At 52.5% G+C, this 15,870-nt stretch carries 18 protein-coding genes and 1 tRNA gene; 13 read left to right on the top strand and 6 right to left on the bottom strand.

The genetic code is table 11. The features are described from left to right. Positions 1-10: 10 nt before the first annotated feature. Positions 11-364 (bottom strand): DUF4156 domain-containing protein, encoded by a 354-nt coding sequence (locus tag M8370_RS18655; protein ID WP_013095263.1) that lies wholly within the window; start codon positions 362-364, stop codon positions 11-13. A gap of 254 nt (positions 365-618) precedes the next feature. Between M8370_RS18655 and M8370_RS18650 the strand changes: the two genes are divergently transcribed. Beyond that, complete coding sequence (locus tag M8370_RS18650; protein ID WP_250021575.1) at positions 619-1,296, top strand: nucleoside recognition domain-containing protein; 678 nt, start codon at positions 619-621, stop codon at positions 1,294-1,296. Continuing rightward, positions 1,277-1,738, top strand: a complete 462-nt coding sequence (locus M8370_RS18645; protein WP_023622425.1) for a YjiG family protein — start codon at positions 1,277-1,279, stop codon at positions 1,736-1,738. Before M8370_RS18650 ends, M8370_RS18645 begins: the two co-directional genes overlap by 20 nt. Before the next feature lie 89 nt (positions 1,739-1,827). Here M8370_RS18645 and groL read toward each other — a convergent pair whose 3' ends face one another. Together groL and M8370_RS18635 are read right to left on the bottom strand one after the other, a co-directional pair. After that, a complete protein-coding gene (gene groL, locus M8370_RS18640; protein WP_250021574.1) occupies positions 1,828-3,474 on the bottom strand; it encodes a chaperonin GroEL in 1,647 nt (548 codons plus the stop codon). 39 nt (positions 3,475-3,513) lie between these two features. Continuing rightward, positions 3,514-3,807, bottom strand: coding sequence for a co-chaperone GroES (locus tag M8370_RS18635; protein ID WP_003855929.1), 294 nt, complete (start codon positions 3,805-3,807; stop codon positions 3,514-3,516). Positions 3,808-3,985: 178 nt separating this feature from the next. On the opposite strand from M8370_RS18635, the gene yjeH reads away from it, so the two are divergent. Further along, the gene (yjeH, locus tag M8370_RS18630; protein WP_248068459.1) at positions 3,986-5,206 is read left to right on the top strand and encodes an L-methionine/branched-chain amino acid transporter; all 1,221 of its coding nucleotides are present in this window, start codon (positions 3,986-3,988) and stop codon (positions 5,204-5,206) included. Positions 5,207-5,243: 37 nt separating this feature from the next. Here yjeH and M8370_RS18625 read toward each other — a convergent pair whose 3' ends face one another. Then, on the bottom strand, positions 5,244-5,708 hold the full coding sequence (locus M8370_RS18625; protein WP_013095258.1) for an FxsA family protein: 465 nt from the start codon (positions 5,706-5,708) through the stop codon (positions 5,244-5,246). Between the two features lie 335 nt (positions 5,709-6,043). Between M8370_RS18625 and aspA the strand changes: the two genes are divergently transcribed. The 6 genes from aspA (at position 6,044) to M8370_RS18595 (ending at position 11,830) form a co-directional block, all read left to right on the top strand. Further along, positions 6,044-7,480 (top strand): aspartate ammonia-lyase, encoded by a 1,437-nt coding sequence (gene aspA, locus M8370_RS18620; protein ID WP_003855923.1) that lies wholly within the window; start codon positions 6,044-6,046, stop codon positions 7,478-7,480. Positions 7,481-7,596: 116 nt separating this feature from the next. Further along, on the top strand, positions 7,597-8,898 hold the full coding sequence (locus M8370_RS18615; protein ID WP_013095257.1) for an anaerobic C4-dicarboxylate transporter: 1,302 nt from the start codon (positions 7,597-7,599) through the stop codon (positions 8,896-8,898). Between the two features lie 113 nt (positions 8,899-9,011). Then, on the top strand, positions 9,012-9,335 hold the full coding sequence (gene cutA / locus M8370_RS18610) for a divalent cation tolerance protein CutA (RefSeq protein WP_013095256.1): 324 nt from the start codon (positions 9,012-9,014) through the stop codon (positions 9,333-9,335). Further along, on the top strand, positions 9,311-11,011 hold the full coding sequence (locus tag M8370_RS18605) for a protein-disulfide reductase DsbD (RefSeq protein WP_250021573.1): 1,701 nt from the start codon (positions 9,311-9,313) through the stop codon (positions 11,009-11,011). The genes cutA and M8370_RS18605 overlap by 25 nt, the downstream gene beginning before the upstream one ends. Before the next feature lie 48 nt (positions 11,012-11,059). Next, entirely contained in the window at positions 11,060-11,635 is a 576-nt protein-coding gene (locus M8370_RS18600) for a transcriptional regulator (RefSeq protein ID WP_013095254.1), read from the top strand. Positions 11,636-11,754: 119 nt separating this feature from the next. After that, positions 11,755-11,830, top strand: a tRNA-Phe gene (locus M8370_RS18595). 365 nt (positions 11,831-12,195) lie between these two features. Here M8370_RS18595 and M8370_RS18590 read toward each other — a convergent pair. Further along, positions 12,196-12,516, bottom strand: coding sequence for a FaeA/PapI family transcriptional regulator (locus tag M8370_RS18590; RefSeq protein ID WP_014830351.1), 321 nt, complete (start codon positions 12,514-12,516; stop codon positions 12,196-12,198). 168 nt (positions 12,517-12,684) lie between these two features. Between M8370_RS18590 and M8370_RS18585 the strand changes: the two genes are divergently transcribed. The 4 genes from M8370_RS18585 to M8370_RS18570 all read left to right on the top strand — a co-directional run bounded on the left by M8370_RS18585 (position 12,685) and on the right by M8370_RS18570 (position 15,096). Beyond that, entirely contained in the window at positions 12,685-13,413 is a 729-nt protein-coding gene (locus tag M8370_RS18585; RefSeq protein WP_023621694.1) for a winged helix-turn-helix domain-containing protein, read from the top strand. After that, positions 13,406-13,873 (top strand): FidL-like protein, encoded by a 468-nt coding sequence (locus M8370_RS18580; RefSeq protein ID WP_044158991.1) that lies wholly within the window; start codon positions 13,406-13,408, stop codon positions 13,871-13,873. Before M8370_RS18585 ends, M8370_RS18580 begins: the two co-directional genes overlap by 8 nt. 51 nt (positions 13,874-13,924) lie before the next feature. Then, positions 13,925-14,341, top strand: coding sequence for an HD-GYP domain-containing protein (locus M8370_RS18575; protein ID WP_349665608.1), 417 nt, complete (start codon positions 13,925-13,927; stop codon positions 14,339-14,341). A 236-nt stretch (positions 14,342-14,577) separates the two neighbouring features. Further along, a complete protein-coding gene (locus M8370_RS18570) occupies positions 14,578-15,096 on the top strand; it encodes a hypothetical protein (protein ID WP_250021572.1) in 519 nt (172 codons plus the stop codon). Positions 15,097-15,132: 36 nt separating this feature from the next. On the opposite strand, the gene M8370_RS18565 is transcribed toward M8370_RS18570, so the two are convergent. Beyond that, the gene (locus M8370_RS18565) at positions 15,133-15,870 is read right to left on the bottom strand and encodes an SDR family oxidoreductase (protein ID WP_176471387.1); all 738 of its coding nucleotides are present in this window, start codon (positions 15,868-15,870) and stop codon (positions 15,133-15,135) included.

The following is a 15,870-nucleotide window of genomic DNA, read 5'->3' as shown; positions in this document are numbered from 1 at the left end:
AAAAAGGCAATCAGTTCGGGCACTTATAGACCTGGCCATTCATCTGGCTGGCGGTTGGCACGAAGCTGGATAACATTCCCTGCGTCGGGCTGCTTACCCCGTAAATCACGTTGCCACCCATCGCCGCGGCCTGGTTACGCAGGGCATTGGCCGCGCCACGCATAGAGCCGCCCTCTTCGCCGTGCTGACCCGACATCCAGTTGCTTTGCTCACCGGTTGCCGTGCCTAAAAACTGGCACTCGTTACCCGGCTTATCTTCCACAAAGCGAACGCCCTGACCCGCTGCAGTCAGCTCATTGCTGGAGCTACAACCCGCCAGCAGCAATGCTGCTCCTACAATCCCTGCACAGACTTTTACGCGCATGTTATTCCTCGTTTTCAATAAGCTGGACAGTAGTTGTCCGTGTGTAAACCTTATACTAAAAAGATGACCAAAAGAAAAACCTCCGTGCGTTTCTGCGAGATATCAAGCACGAATGGTGCCTTCGCCTCCCCTAAATGAATTCTGATAATCACCCTGCGGATATCGTTTTTTTATGCTTTTTCGTTTTTAGTGACAGGCCACCGGCTTATTTTTTGCGCGTGTGGTGACAGGGAAACATAAAAACAGGAGGCAACATGAGTGAAGTATCCCCGAATCAGGGGAAAGTGACGCGGGTAGGGTATCTCGCTTTCTTTCTAACCATCATTTTCTTTTCTGGCTTTTTCGCCAAAGCCACCGAATGGTGGCGAGTCTTTGATTTCACCGTACTGAACGGCACGTTTGGCCAGGTTAATGGCGAAGGCGCCGCAAGCGTCTCTTTTCGCGGCACAGGCGGTACCGGCGCAAAAGATGGCTTTCTGTTTGCGCTGGAACTTGCACCGTCTGTTATTTTGTCGCTGGGCATCATTTCAGTGACCGAAGGGCTGGGCGGGCTGCGGGCGGCACAGCAATTGATGACGCCCGTTTTGAAACCGTTGCTGGGCATTCCAGGCATTTGTTCTCTGGCGCTTATCGCCAATTTGCAAAACACCGATGCGGCTGCAGGTATGACCAAAGAGCTCGCCGATGAAGGCGTTATCAGCGACAGGGAACGAGCGATTTTCGCCACCTTTCAGACCAGCGGTAGCGCAATTATCACCAATTACTTCTCGTCCGGCGCGGCGCTGTTCACCAGCATCACCGTGCCGGTTATCACCCCGCTGGCAGTGATTCTTGTCTTTAAATTTATAGGTGCCAATTTTCTCAGAGCATGGATTGCGCACATGGAAACCCGTCAGATCAAGGAGAGAGAAGATGACCGCCGAAGTGCGTAAAAACCTGATGGATCTCTTTATCGACGGCGCTCGCCGTGGCTTTACCATCGCCACCACCAGCCTGCTGCCAAACGTCGTAATGGCCTTTGTGATCATCCAGGCGCTGAAGGTAACAGGATTGCTGGATATCGTTGGCCGCGTTTGCGAGCCGATTATGGCGCTGTGGGGGCTGCCCGGAGAAGCCGCCACCGTGTTGCTGGCGTCGGTGATGAGCATGGGCGGCGGCGTGGGCGTCTGCGCAAGCCTGGTGGTGGCAGGGTCGCTCAGCGGGCATGACGCCACCGTACTGCTTCCGGCTATCTATCTGATGGGTAATCCGGTGCAAAACACCGGCCGCTGTCTCGGTACGGCAGGGGTAAACCCTAAATACTATCCGCATATTATTGGCGTCTGCGTAATTAACGCTCTGCTCTCTATGTGGGTCATGCAACTGCTGTTCTAAAACAAAAAACCCCGGACAGCGATGCCCGGGGTTTTTTATTAAGAGGTAGATACGCCCAACGCCTGATGGCTGCCGGGCGAAGGGGGCAATTACATCATGCCGCCCATACCACCCATGCCGCCCATACCACCAGCAGCACCTAAGTCAGGTGCGTCGCCTTTAGGCAGGTCGGTCACCATGCACTCGGTAGTGATCATCAGGCCAGCTACAGATGCCGCATACTGCAGAGCAGAACGGGTCACTTTAGTTGGATCCAGGATACCGAAGTCGATCATGTTGCCGTATTCTTCTGTTGCCGCGTTGTAACCGTAGTTACCTTCGCCCGCTTTCACGTTGTTGGTAACAACAGATGGCTCTTCACCGGCGTTGGAAACGATCTGACGCAGAGGCGCTTCCATCGCGCGCAGCGCAACTTTGATACCCACGTTCTGGTCTTCGTTCTGACCGGACAGGCCAGCCAGTTTGGTGGCAACACGCACCAGCGCAACACCACCACCAGCAACCACGCCTTCTTCTACCGCAGCACGGGTCGCGTGCAGGGCATCGTCAACGCGTGCTTTTTTCTCTTTCATTTCAACTTCGGTAGCCGCACCGACTTTGATTACCGCAACACCGCCTGCCAGTTTCGCTACGCGCTCCTGCAGTTTTTCACGGTCGTAATCAGACGTTGCTTCTTCAATTTGCTTACGGATCTGAGCAACACGGCCCTGAATAGCGGACTCTTCACCCACGCCATCGATGATGGTGGTGGTGTCTTTGTTGATCACAACACGTTTCGCCTGGCCCAGGTCTTCCAGGGTCGCTTTTTCCAGCTCCATACCGATCTCTTCAGAGATTACGGTACCACCGGTCAGGGTAGCGATGTCCTGCAGCATAGCTTTACGACGGTCGCCGAAGCCAGGTGCTTTAACCGCAGCCACTTTCACGATGCCACGCATGGTGTTAACCACCAGGGTCGCCAGCGCTTCGCCTTCAACGTCTTCAGCGATGATAACCAGCGGCTTGCCTGCTTTCGCAACGGCTTCCAGCACTGGCAGAATTTCGCGGATGTTGGAGACTTTCTTATCAGCCAGCAGGATGAACGGGCTTTCCAGTTCAACAGCGCCAGTTTCTGGCTTGTTGATGAAGTATGGGGACAGGTAACCGCGGTCAAACTGCATACCTTCAACCACGTCCAGTTCGTCTTCCAGACCGGTACCGTCTTCAACGGTGATCACGCCTTCTTTACCGACTTTGTCCATCGCTTCAGCGATCAGTTTACCTACGGTTTCGTCGGAGTTAGCGGAGATGGTACCTACCTGAGCAATCGCTTTAGAGTCAGAGCATGGTACAGACAGCGCTTTCAGTTCTTCAACAGCGGACGCGACAGCTTTGTCGATACCACGTTTCAGATCCATTGGGTTCATGCCCGCAGCAACGGCTTTCAGACCTTCAGTGATGATTGCCTGCGCCAGTACAGTCGCGGTGGTGGTACCGTCGCCTGCAGCGTCGTTCGCTTTAGAGGCCACTTCTTTCACCATCTGCGCGCCCATGTTTTCGAACTTGTCTTCCAGCTCGATTTCACGTGCAACGGAAACACCATCTTTGGTGATGGTTGGCGCGCCGAAGGATTTATCCAGCACTACGTTACGGCCTTTCGGGCCCAGGGTGACTTTCACTGCGTCTGCCAGTACGTTTACGCCGCGGAGCATTTTTACACGAGCGTCGTTACCGAATTTTACGTCTTTAGCTGCCATGTTCTTATTTCCTCAAATTCGTACAGTTTCGTGCGTTAATTACGCTTCAACAATTGCCAGAATGTCGCTCTCGGACATGATCAACACTTCTTCATTGTCGATCTTCTCGGATTTCACGCCGTAGCCATCGTTGAAAATGACGATGTCACCAACTTTAACGTCCAGTGGCTGCACAGTTCCGTTTTCCAGGATGCGGCCCTTACCGACAGCGATGATTTCGCCACGCGTTGATTTTGCTGCTGCAGAACCCGTCAGAACGATGCCGCCAGCAGACTTGGTTTCAACTTCTTTACGTTTGACGATCACACGATCATGTAACGGACGAATACTCATTGATAGCTCTCCTTTGAGAAAGTCATTATCAGTTATGGATGACGCCGGGCCGCACACGGTTTTCCGGCTAGTGCCCTGAGAGATGGGGATAGCTTTTTACCCCTTCAAGGGGGAGTCGAAAAAAAATTTGCGAAAGTGTTACCATCGGCTCTCTTTGAATGGTGGCGGGACGATGTCAATGAGTGGACTCAAACAGGAGTTGGGGCTGGCGCAGGGGGTAGGTCTGCTCTCAACCTCCTTGTTAGGAACAGGGGTGTTTGCGGTGCCCGCACTGGCGGCGTTGGTTGCCGGTAATAACAGCCTGTGGGCGTGGCCGGTGCTGATTGTGCTGGTGTTCCCGGTTGCGATCGTGTTCGCCATTCTGGGAAGGCATTTTCCCAGCGCGGGCGGCGTGGCGCACTTTGTCGGCATGGCGTTTGGCCCACGACTGGAGCGCGTCACCGGCTGGCTGTTCCTTTCCGTCATTCCGGTTGGTCTGCCTGCGGCGTTGCATATCGCAACCGGCTTTGGGCAAGCGCTCTTCGGCTGGCATGACGAAGCACTGCTGCTGGCTGAACTGGGTACGCTGGCTATCGTCTGGTGTGTGGGCTCACGCGGGGCCAGTTCCAGCGCTAACCTGCAGACGATCGTCGCGGTGCTGATTGTCGCGCTCATCGCCGCTATCTGGTGGGCAGGTGATATTCGCGTCGAGGAGATCCCCTTCCCGGCCATCACCGATATCAATCATGCGCAGCTCTTCGCTGCGCTGTCAGTCATGTTCTGGTGTTTTGTCGGTCTGGAAGCGTTCGCCCATCTGGCGTCGGAGTTTAAGCATCCCGAGCGCGATTTTCCGCGAGCCCTGATGATTGGCCTGTTGGTCGCAGGCACGGTTTACTGGGCCTGTACTGTGCTGGTGTTGCACTTCGACGCCTTTGGCGCAGATAAAGCAGCCGCCGCTTCGCTGCCGGGTATCGTGGTGCAGCTGTTTGGCGTAAAAGCGCTGTGGGTGGCCTGTGTGATTGGCTATCTGGCCTGTTTTGCCAGCCTCAATATTTATATCCAGAGCTTTGCGCGGCTGGTGTGGTCTCAGGCGCGCAATAAACCGCAGAGCCGTCTTGCGCAGTTGTCTAAACGTCAGCTGCCGTTAAATGCGCTGAATCTCGTGCTGGGAAGTTGCGTCGTGAGCACGTTGTGCATTTACGCGCTTAAGATCAATCTGGATGCGCTAATCATCTATGCCAACGGCATATTTATTATGATCTATCTGCTGTGCATGCTGGCGGGTTGTCGTCTGTTGAAGGGTCGCTATAAAGCACTGGCCGTTGTCGGGGGAGTGCTTTGCCTGCTGTTGCTGATGATGGTGGGATGGAAGAGTATGTACGCCGTCGTCATGCTGGCAGGGCTGTGGGTGGCGCTTTAGTCGCGCCCGGTAAGCGAAGCGTCACCGGGCAAAGTCATTACCGATCGTCTTTATGATCCAAACGGTCGTGTTGGTCATCCTTACGCTGGTATTCCCCTTCAAACGTATCACCCGGGCCGGTGCTGAACCCGCCACCCGGCATCCGGCTAAAGCGCAGATGCGGCAGCAGCTTCATAGTCAGGTGTTTTTGCACCGGCGGCAACAGCAGCAGCAGACCGAGGAAGTCGGTGAAGAAGCCCGGCAGGATCAGCAGCAGACCGGCAATAATCAGCGATACGCTTTTGATCATCTCGGCCGCCGGGCTCTCGCCTGCGGCCATCTTCTGCTGCATTAACAGGAAATTTTTGAAACCCTGATTACGCACCAGCGACATGCCGATGACGGAGGTGAAAATCACCAGAATCAGCGTCAGCAGGACGCCCAGCACATGGGCGACCTGGATAAAAATCGAAATCTCAATGTAAACATAGAGAAAGAAAGCAATAAACGGTATCCAGCGCACTGGCATCTCCTGTGTGGCAGGTGCCTTTTGGCCCCTGTCTGAATGTGTTCGCGACACGCGTCTGTAAGAGATGAGGACGGTTAGCTAAAATTCAATCGGTTTGCACGGATATTTTTTTTGGAAATATTAAAGCGGTGACCCATTTCACAGATTAATAATTATCATGGAATCGGGTCGATAATAAGTGATCCAGCTTACGGCAATTCGCTATCATCAGCATATGATCTCGAGCAATTGGCCGATTGAGGGAATAATCGTCGGTCAGAAAATATTCAAAACCACATAAATACTGTGTGTTTAGTACAATCCATCGGCAGCTTGAAAAGAAGGTTCACATGTTAAACAACATTCGTATCGAAGAAGACTTGTTGGGTACCAGGGAAGTTCCAGCGGATGCCTACTACGGTGTCCACACTCTGAGAGCGATTGAAAACTTCTACATCAGCAACAGCAAAATCAGCGACATTCCTGAGTTTGTCCGTGGCATGGTGATGGTGAAGAAAGCGGCAGCGCTGGCAAACAAAGAGCTGCAAACCATTCCTAAAAGCGCGGCAAATGCGATTATCGCGGCCTGCGATGAAGTGCTGAACAACGGCAAATGCATGGACCAGTTCCCGGTTGACGTCTATCAGGGCGGCGCGGGCACCTCCGTCAACATGAACACCAACGAAGTACTGGCAAATATCGGCCTGGAGCTGATGGGCCACCAGAAAGGTGAATACCAGTACCTGAACCCGAACGATCACGTCAACAAATGTCAGTCCACTAACGACGCCTACCCAACCGGCTTCCGCATCGCGGTTTATGCCTCCGTTGTGAAACTGGTCGACGCCATCAACCAGCTGGGCGACGGTTTCCAGCGCAAAGCGGTTGAGTTCCAGGACATTCTGAAAATGGGTCGTACCCAGTTGCAGGATGCGGTGCCAATGACCCTCGGTCAGGAATTCCACGCGTTTAACGTGCTGCTGAATGAAGAAACCAAAAACCTGCTGCGCACTTCCGAGCTGCTGCTGGAAGTGAACCTGGGCGCCACCGCCATCGGTACACGTCTGAACACGCCGGACGGTTATCAGCAGCTGGCGGTTCAGAAACTGGCTGAAGTCTCTAACCTGCCAGTCGTACCTGCAGAAGATCTGATTGAAGCCACCTCCGACTGCGGCGCCTACGTCATGGTACACAGCGCCCTGAAACGTCTGGCGGTGAAACTGTCCAAAATCTGTAACGACCTGCGTCTGCTCTCTTCCGGCCCACGCGCTGGCCTGAACGAAATCAACCTGCCAGAACTGCAGGCCGGTTCGTCCATCATGCCAGCGAAAGTGAACCCGGTAGTGCCAGAAGTGGTGAACCAGGTTTGCTTCAAGGTTATTGGTAACGATACGACCGTAACCATGGCCTCTGAAGCCGGTCAGCTGCAGCTGAACGTCATGGAGCCCGTGATTGGCCAGGCGATGTTCGAATCTATCCACATCCTGACTAACGCCTGCTATAACCTGCTGGAAAAATGCATCAACGGCATTACCGCGAATAAAGAAGTCTGCGAAGGCTACGTGTACAACTCCATCGGGATCGTCACCTACCTTAACCCGTTCATTGGCCACCATAACGGCGACATCGTCGGTAAGATTTGCGCCGAAACCGGTAAGAGCGTGCGTGAAGTCGTACTGGAGCGCGGACTGTTGACCGAAGCCGAGCTGGACGATATCTTCTCCGCCCAGAACCTGATGCACCCGGCATATAAAGCGAAACGATACACCGATGAAAGCGAACAGTAACCGTTCAGGCTAAGCTTCCGAAAGGCACGTCACTTGTGACGTGCCTTTTTTCTTTTTAGGCGTTACCAAAATACAACAATTCAATATCAACTTGTTAATAAGCAAGGCAGGTCCTTATGTTTGGAGCAGAACTCGTCATCGTCCTGTTGGCGATTTATTTGGGAGCAAGACTCGGGGGTATCGGCATCGGTTTTGCCGGCGGTCTCGGGGTGCTCGTTCTTACCCTTATCTTTCAGATTAAACCCGGCGCAATCCCGTTTGACGTTATCGAAATCATCATGGCAGTTATTGCCGCTATCGCCGCCATGCAGGTGGCTGGCGGTATGGACTACCTGGTGAGTCTGGCGGAGCGTATGCTGCGCCGTCATCCTAAATACATTACCTTCCTTGCCCCGCTGGTGACCTGGTTCATGACCATTCTCGCCGGTACCGGTCACACTGCCTTTTCCACGCTGCCGGTGATTACCGAAGTGGCGAAAGAACAGGGTATCCGTCCATCTCGCCCGCTCTCTATTGCGGTAGTGGCGTCCCAAATTGCGATTACCGCCTCGCCTATCTCAGCGGCAGTAGTGTTCTTCGCCGGAATCCTGGAACCCATGGGTGTGAGCTATCTGACGCTGCTGGCGATCTGTATTCCGGTAACGTTGATTGCAGTCATGATCACCGCCGTGCTGTGTAACTTCCTCGGCGCTGAACTGAAAGACGATCCGGTTTATCAGGAACGTCTGGCCAAGGGCGAAGTGAGCTTGCGCGGTAGCCAGGTCTTCAAACTGAAGCCGCATGCGAAACGCTCCGTGGTGCTGTTCCTGATCGGTATCGTGGCGGTGATGTTCTACGCGACGGCCATCAGTGACACAGTAGGCCTCATCCAGAACCCGGTTCTGCCGCGTAACGAAGCGATTGTGGTATTCATGCTGACCATCGCAACCCTGATCAGCATCACCTGTAAAATCGATACCAGCGAAGTGCTGAATGCCAGCACCTTTAAATCCGGTATGAGCGCCTGCGTGTGCGTGCTGGGTGTGGCATGGCTCGGTGATACCTTCGTAAAAGCGCACATCAGCGATATCCAGACCGTTGCGGGTGACCTGCTGCACAACTACCCATGGCTGCTGGCGGTGGTACTGTTCTTTGCCGCTACCCTGCTTTATTCTCAGGCTGCCACGACCAAGGCGCTGATGCCTGCGGCTCTGATGCTGGGCGTAACGCCACTGACGGCCATTGCCTCGTTTGCTGCCGTTTCTGCCCTGTTCGTTCTGCCCACTTATCCAACCCTGCTGGCGGCGGTTGAAATGGATGACACCGGTTCAACCCGCATCGGTAAGTATGTGTTTAACCATGCGTTCCTGATCCCGGGTGTGGTCGCGATTACGCTGTGCGTGATCCTCGGCTTTATCATCGGCGGCGTCGTGCTGTAAACCGTTTCGGGTTGTAAAAATAGTTAAAATCGGGCCGCTCTGCGGCCCGTTTCATTAATGACCAATCGCCTTGCGTGATATAGTGACCACTTTCGTGATGAGGAGGTCGACTTGTGAACACGCCTGATGCTGTTGTCGTATTGTGTACCGCCCCTGATGAAGCTTCCGCCCAGGATCTCGCCGCCAAAGTATTGGCCGAAAAACTGGCTGCCTGTGTAACCCTCCTCCCCGGAGCGACCTCCCTTTATTATTGGGAAGGCAAACTGGAGCAGGAGTATGAAGTCCAGATGTTGCTCAAAACCAACCCGGCAAACCAGCAGGCGCTTCTTGACTGCCTCAAATCTCATCATCCTTACCAAACTCCGGAACTGCTGGTATTGCCAGTGCTCCACGGTGATAACGATTATCTCTCATGGCTCAACGTTTCCTTACGCTGATCCTGCTGCTGTGCAGCACGTCAGCCTTTGCCGGGTTGTTTGACGCGCCCGGCCGTTCGAACTTTATTCCTGCCGATCAGGCATTTGTTTTCGATTTCCAGCAAAACCAGCATGACCTCAACCTCACCTGGCAGGTGAAAGAGGGCTATTACCTGTATCGTAAGCAGGTCAGTATCACACCCGCTCAGGCAAGCGTGGGCGCGCTGCAACTGCCTGCGGGAGAATGGCACGAGGATGAGTTTTACGGCAAAAGCGAGATTTATCGCCAGCACTTAAGCGTGCCCGTAACGGTGCAACAGGCAGACAAAGGCGCTACGCTCACCGTCACTTACCAGGGCTGTGCCGATGCAGGCTTCTGCTATCCCCCAGAAACCAAGGTCGTTCCGCTTAGTGAAGTTAAAGCGTCTGCCGCCAACGTTGCTCCTCTTCCTGCAGAGGTCAAGCGTGAAGGTGAGCCTGCGTCAGACCTCCCTTTCTCCGCGCTCTGGGCCTTGCTGATAGGTATCGGCATCGCCTTCACGCCATGCGTACTGCCGATGTACCCGTTGATCTCCGGGATAGTGCTGGGCGGAAAACAGCGTCTTAGCACCGCCCGCGCGCTACTGCTTGCCTTTATTTACGTGCAGGGAATGGCGTTAACCTATACGGCACTCGGCCTCGTGGTTGCGGCGGCCGGCTTACAGTTCCAGGCGGCTCTTCAGCACCCTTATGTCCTTATCGGCCTGTCGGTGGTGTTTATCCTGCTGGCATTGTCGATGTTTGGCCTGTTCACCCTCCAACTGCCATCTTCCCTGCAAACCCGCTTAACGCTGCTCAGCAACCGCCAACAGGGGGGTTCAGCGGGTGGCGTGTTTGCGATGGGAGCTATCGCCGGGCTGATTTGTTCGCCCTGCACCACTGCTCCGCTTAGCGCGATTCTGCTCTATATCGCCCAGAGCGGTAATATGTGGCTTGGCGGCGGTACGTTGTACCTTTACGCGCTTGGGATGGGTCTACCGCTGATCCTGGTCACGGTATTTGGCAACCGCCTGCTGCCGAAGAGCGGGCCGTGGATGGAGACGGTGAAAACCGCGTTTGGCTTTGTCATTCTGGCGCTGCCGGTCTTCCTGCTGGAGCGTATTGTCGGTGACGTCTGGGGGATGCGCCTGTGGGCGATGCTCGGCGTAGCGTTCTTCTCCTGGGCGTTTATCGTCAGTCTGGGGGCAAAAAGCGCGTGGATGCGTCTGGTACAAATCGTCCTGCTCGCCGCTGCGCTGGTGAGCGTGCGTCCACTTCAGGATTGGGCATTTGGCACGCCAGTGGCTCAGAACCAGGCGCATCTGAATTTCATCCAGATTAAGAACGTGGATGATCTTAACCAGGCTCTGGCCCAGGCGCGCGGCAAACCGGTGATGCTCGATCTCTTCGCAGACTGGTGCGTTGCCTGCAAAGAGTTTGAAAAGTACACCTTTAGCGACCCGCAGGTGCAAGGTGCACTAAACGGGACCGTTCTGCTTCAGGCAAACGTGACCGCCAACAATGCGCAGGATAAAGCCCTGCTGAAGCAACTTAACGTGCTCGGGCTGCCGACCATTCTGTTCTTCAATCAACAGGGTGAAGAACAGCCAGGGCAGCGTGTAACCGGGTTTATGGAAGCGGCGGCTTTCAGCGCGCATTTGCGCGATCGCCAACCGTAAACAACACTTTAAACGGGACAACCGTTGGGAATAACGGAGGAGAGAACCGTGCAACGCGAAGACGTACTGGGACAAGCCCTGCAATTACTTGAGATTCAAGGGATCGCCAGCACCACGCTTGAGATGGTAGCCGACCGTATCGATTACCCTCTGGATGAGCTTACGCGCTTCTGGCCCGATAAAGAGGCGCTGCTTTATGATGCCCTGCGCTACCTCAGCCAGCAGGTTGATATCTGGCGCAGGCAGCTGATGTTGAATGAAGAGCTGACCGCCGAACAGAAGCTGCTGGCGCGCTATACCGCGCTGACGGAATGTGTAAGTAACAACCGCTATCCGGGTTGTCTGTTTATCGCCGCCTGCACGTACTACCCCGATCCAGGCCATCCGATCCATCAGCTGGCGGATCAGCAAAAACGGGCGGCGCACGACTTCACCCACGAACTGCTGACAACGCTTGAAGTGGATGATCCGGCAATGGTGGCAAAGCAAATGGAGCTGGTGCTGGAAGGCTGCCTGAGCCGTATGCTGGTAAATCGTAGCCAGGCCGATGTGGATACCGCTCACCGCCTGGCAGAGGACATCCTGCGCTTTGCCCAGTGCCGCATGGGCGGCGCGTTGACGTAAGCGTAATTTGACCTGTTTGCTTCAGAAGTCAGCGCATTGCCGCAAACTTAAGCAGTTGAACAGCTTTTCCAGAAATAGTGTTGACGATCGGGCGGGATTGCGGTTTAATGCGCTCCGTTGCCCGGATAGCTCAGTCGGTAGAGCAGGGGATTGAAAATCCCCGTGTCCTTGGTTCGATTCCGAGTCCGGGCACCACTATTTAAAGAACCCAGCCTATGGCTGGGTTTTTGCTTTTCAGCGCCAAAACACCGGGGGCATTCCCCTCAGATGACTTTCAACGTCAAACTATTCACGCTTCCTCATCTACTCTCCATGGCCCCTCGGTGCATGATTCACTCGAACGTAAAGCAGGGCATTTAGCTGCAATACAACAATATTATTTTGAATCAAAAAACATGAATTCATAAGTATTAATACAGGAACGTTAATACATTTATTGGGAATTTTCTTAACGTCCTGCGAGATTATAATTAGTATTTTTCAAAAGTCTTAGATATATCTATTTGACTTCCGTGCCATTGTTGCAAATAAAAATACCCCTTGTTAGAATGCAAACATAATTATGTCGCATCCTTTGACAAAAACCACTGATGATGCTTTTGCATTTTATCCCGTATAACCTGGCCATATTTTTCCAGCGGAAGAAGTAAGTGTCTAACTTTATAAATTGAAATACCGCACAGATTGGCAAGCTCCCTCGTGGACAGTCCCTGCGTGCTATGATCTTTAAGTAAATTGAGAATCAACATTTGTTCCGGGCCTCTGATCATCGCCAGACCACTTATTCCCATTTCCGCCGCTAACATCTGCAGATTGTCGTGAGGTGCGTTGTAGCCTGGATGTACAGCCTCCGGGTTGTATGAACACAGTGAGAGTTTCATTGTCGACTCCTGAGTTTTGAAGGAGTTAGCAGTATGAAATCCCTTGAGTCAACCAGCAACATTAGCTTCAAATGAAAGTAAAAACAGGGTTTTTATCTGGCTTTCATACTGTTTTATCGAAAACAGTCGGTATGTGAGAGAAAAGTAGGGCTTAGGGAGGAGAGGGATATGAGGTACGATATTGAGGGATTTATCACTTTTGATACGGAGGATGCATCTCTCCTTAATGTGCTTACCGGGGATTGCGTTGAATTATCTCAGACATCGACGCGTCTATTAGCAGAATTACTCAATCACCGCGGCGATATCCTGTCCAGAAGTGAAATTTTTCATTCCGTGTTTGATCAGTACGGCGCCAGAGCATCAAATAGTAACCTCAATCAATATATCTCAACGTTACGCAGAAATCTGAACGACCTGGGCGTGGAAAAAGAGATTATCACTACCGTTCCCCGCATTGGTTTTAAGATTGCAGATGATGTCATCATCCATAACGACCGCGAGTATCGAACCCCGTTCCTGGAAGAAAAAACCTCAGAAGCCACGCGCAACCCCCCTCCTCCTTCGGTGTTTGAAAGGATAGCCCGAATAATCGCGCTAGGTATTGTGTCAATCCTTTTAGTAATAAGGCCTCACACCGTCGATTCAGGGAATAACGTACATAAAATAGTTGATGACCAATGCATCATTTTTACATCCCCCGCACTGTCGCTATGGGATGTAAAAAATAGCTTTCATTTTACAACACAACCATTCGACTGTTCGCAGCCAAAAGAACTGTACCTTTACAAGAAGCAGATAAATGGAACCTTAGGTAACATTATACAATTGCTACTCGTTGAGTGTGATAACGGTAACTGCGAAAGTTTTTATTACAGAGAAAAAAACAATGTCTAAGCGCGTCTTTTTCCTGTTGCTATGCCTCGCTCTCTTCCTGGCGGGGGGGATGTATTCATTTACCAGCCCCGCTGTTTTCTCCTGCGAATCGCAATTTTCTGTCGTACAAAACATTAACGGCAAAAGTGTCCATGCTGAAGGGCTGATTTTTATCAACATGGCGAACGATCATATCCTCATGAATATCGATGGGTTACTCTCTCATGACAATAAAAACCAACTGATTTCGCGAACGCTCAAGATAAAATACAAAAAATTTAACCCCAGCGCGAATTTATATCAAGTCACGAGCGTCCGCACCCTGCGCGACAGCACAGATAATATTGATGACACTGTCGCCATAAACTTATTATTTGGCAAAGGGCCAGACGACAAAATAATTTACCTTAATAAACTCAATAATAATACATTACTCTTTGGTAACCACACATTTCCGCAGTATGGTTGCAAACGAAAATAATTTGTGTGGTTTTCTTTAACGAAGCACAGCGTAAGTTAAATTTTCAATATCATGAATATAAAATTAATAGAATCACTGGCTTGCATCTCAAAAATAATAGACATGATCAACCCTCGGCTTAACTTGCATCATGTCAGAACGGCGTATATTGCCTGGCTCCTGGCACGAGAGTCGCAGTTTACGCCTGCGCAATGTCGGAAAACCCTGCTGGCGGCCCTGCTTCATGATATTGGAGGACTGAATGAAGAGTCTCGCCTCCAGCCTATGAGCTATTACGATAATGAACTCAATAACCACGCTGCTGTGGGAGCGGAATTGCTGGCCAGTGTCCCTTTACTGAATCCGCTGAACGCCATTGTGCGATATCATCATACCCACTGGAATAATGGTCGGGGGCGTGTGTTAATGGTATTAAAACCCCGAAAGAAAGCCATATCATTTATCTGGCCGATCGTCTGGATGTATTAATCTCTCACTACCGGGCCAGCGATGTCATCACCGCACAAGAAGAAATTATAAAAATTATTGTCAGCGGTGAGAACGACCTGTTTCAACCTGACTATATCCATGCCTTCCAAAGGGTCGCAAGCAGGGATCATTTTTGGCTAAGAATTCAATCAACAGAGTTTGACGATTATATTAAAGAAATCCCCCGCATTCATAACGACACCCTCTCATTACACAACTTTCGCGATATCGCCGGTATGCTGGCGTTTATTATAGATGGATTCAGTCAACATGGGGTTCAGCACTCTCTGGTGGTCGGGCGAATATCGGGATACCTTGCCAGAGAAATGGGTATTCCTCCCGTGCAGTGTTTAAAGATTGAAATCGGAGGGCTATTGCATAATCTCCCGAGCCTGGCCCTGTGCGCCACACCGGCACAGACCGATGAGGGAAAAGCAGTTTGGGATGAGCTCTATCCTATTGAGGCAATAAGAGACATAGCAGGATGGTGTCAGCTTCAGAAATCCGTAGAAGCAAAATCCGCTTATCCGCCGGAAGTGACGATTATCAAAGCCAGCATTTGGCTGGCCTCGTTACTTCAGGGGGTCACGCTATCGTCCGAATTTAAGGCCCGGGTAGGTGAAACGGCGGAAATCGCCCCCGCGCTGGCGGGTATCGTGCAGCAACACAGTGCGATTTTATTACAGATATTCCATGAGTCGGTCAAAGAACGACGCGCTCTGGTACAGCGAATTAATCAACTGACCCTGTCATGAGCCGCGGGAAGTCGCCCTTCTCGCGGCTGCCTTAACTCAGGCTGACAGCCCTCCGTCCAGCACCAGCGTTTGCCCGGTGAGATAGCGGCTTCCTTCTCCGGCCAGAAAGGCAACAGCGTGCGCCACGTCCTGCGTTTGCCCCAGACGGCGTAAGGGAATGCTCTGCCGCATGGCTTTCAGGCGGGCTTCAGGGATAGCCTCAACCATTTCACCTTCAATCAGTCCCGGCGCCAGACAGTTAACCCGAATGCCAAAGCGTCCCATCTCCTGCGCCAGCGAACGCGTCAGGCCAATCATTGCGGCCTTACTGGCTGCATAGGCCGTTTGGCCGCTATTGCCCTTTATTGCCGTTACGGACGACATCAATACCACAGCTCCGCTCCCCTGCATCATCATGGCGGGTAAAAGCGTTCGGTTCCAGTTCACGAGCGCAACCAGGTTGTTCGTTAGCACATCCTGCCAGTCGCGTGCCGTTTGATGAATATGCAGTGCGTCACGGGTCATTCCGGCGTTGTGTACAATGGCCGCTGGTGCGCCAAACTCGTCAAGTAGCGACGTCGCCAGCCGTTGGACATCCGCCTCATCGCGGCCATCGCAGCGGTAACCTTTTACCCAGGTTGCCGTGCGCAGACCTTGCGCCTGCGCCAGCGTACGGCCAATTCCGGCCTCATTGCGGCCGGTAAACACAATGTTCCACTCGGGCAGAAGGTGGCTTACCAAAGCCTGTCCGATTCCTCTGCTGCCGCCGGTGATCAACATCCATCTCTTTATCAT

The sequence above is a fragment of the Enterobacter cloacae complex sp. OE43NF genome, assembly GCF_023544405.1.
In the GTDB taxonomy this organism is placed as follows: domain Bacteria; phylum Pseudomonadota; class Gammaproteobacteria; order Enterobacterales; family Enterobacteriaceae; genus Enterobacter; species Enterobacter cloacae.
This window is presented reverse-complemented; position numbering and strand designations above follow the sequence as displayed.

Bases quoted from the DNA above. Each gene is read 5' to 3' on its own strand.
- M8370_RS18645 (WP_023622425.1), top strand. From the start codon at position 1,277: ATGACCGCCGAAGTGCGTAAAAACCTGATGGATCTCTTTATCGACGGC.
- aspA (WP_003855923.1), top strand. From the start codon at position 6,044: ATGTTAAACAACATTCGTATCGAAGAAGACTTGTTGGGTACCAGGGAA.
- yjeH (WP_248068459.1), top strand. From the start codon at position 3,986: ATGAGTGGACTCAAACAGGAGTTGGGGCTGGCGCAGGGGGTAGGTCTG.
- M8370_RS18580 (WP_044158991.1), top strand. From the start codon at position 13,406: ATGTCTAAGCGCGTCTTTTTCCTGTTGCTATGCCTCGCTCTCTTCCTG.
- M8370_RS18585 (WP_023621694.1), top strand. From the start codon at position 12,685: ATGAGGTACGATATTGAGGGATTTATCACTTTTGATACGGAGGATGCA.
- M8370_RS18590 (WP_014830351.1), bottom strand. From the start codon at position 12,516: ATGAAACTCTCACTGTGTTCATACAACCCGGAGGCTGTACATCCAGGC.
- M8370_RS18575 (WP_349665608.1), top strand. From the start codon at position 13,925: ATGAATATAAAATTAATAGAATCACTGGCTTGCATCTCAAAAATAATA.
- M8370_RS18570 (WP_250021572.1), top strand. From the start codon at position 14,578: ATGCTGGCGTTTATTATAGATGGATTCAGTCAACATGGGGTTCAGCAC.
- M8370_RS18635 (WP_003855929.1), bottom strand. From the start codon at position 3,807: ATGAGTATTCGTCCGTTACATGATCGTGTGATCGTCAAACGTAAAGAA.
- M8370_RS18605 (WP_250021573.1), top strand. From the start codon at position 9,311: ATGGCTCAACGTTTCCTTACGCTGATCCTGCTGCTGTGCAGCACGTCA.
- M8370_RS18650 (WP_250021575.1), top strand. From the start codon at position 619: ATGAGTGAAGTATCCCCGAATCAGGGGAAAGTGACGCGGGTAGGGTAT.
- M8370_RS18565 (WP_176471387.1), bottom strand. From the start codon at position 15,870: ATGATAAAGAGATGGATGTTGATCACCGGCGGCAGCAGAGGAATCGGA.
- M8370_RS18615 (WP_013095257.1), top strand. From the start codon at position 7,597: ATGTTTGGAGCAGAACTCGTCATCGTCCTGTTGGCGATTTATTTGGGA.
- M8370_RS18655 (WP_013095263.1), bottom strand. From the start codon at position 364: ATGCGCGTAAAAGTCTGTGCAGGGATTGTAGGAGCAGCATTGCTGCTG.
- groL (WP_250021574.1), bottom strand. From the start codon at position 3,474: ATGGCAGCTAAAGACGTAAAATTCGGTAACGACGCTCGTGTAAAAATG.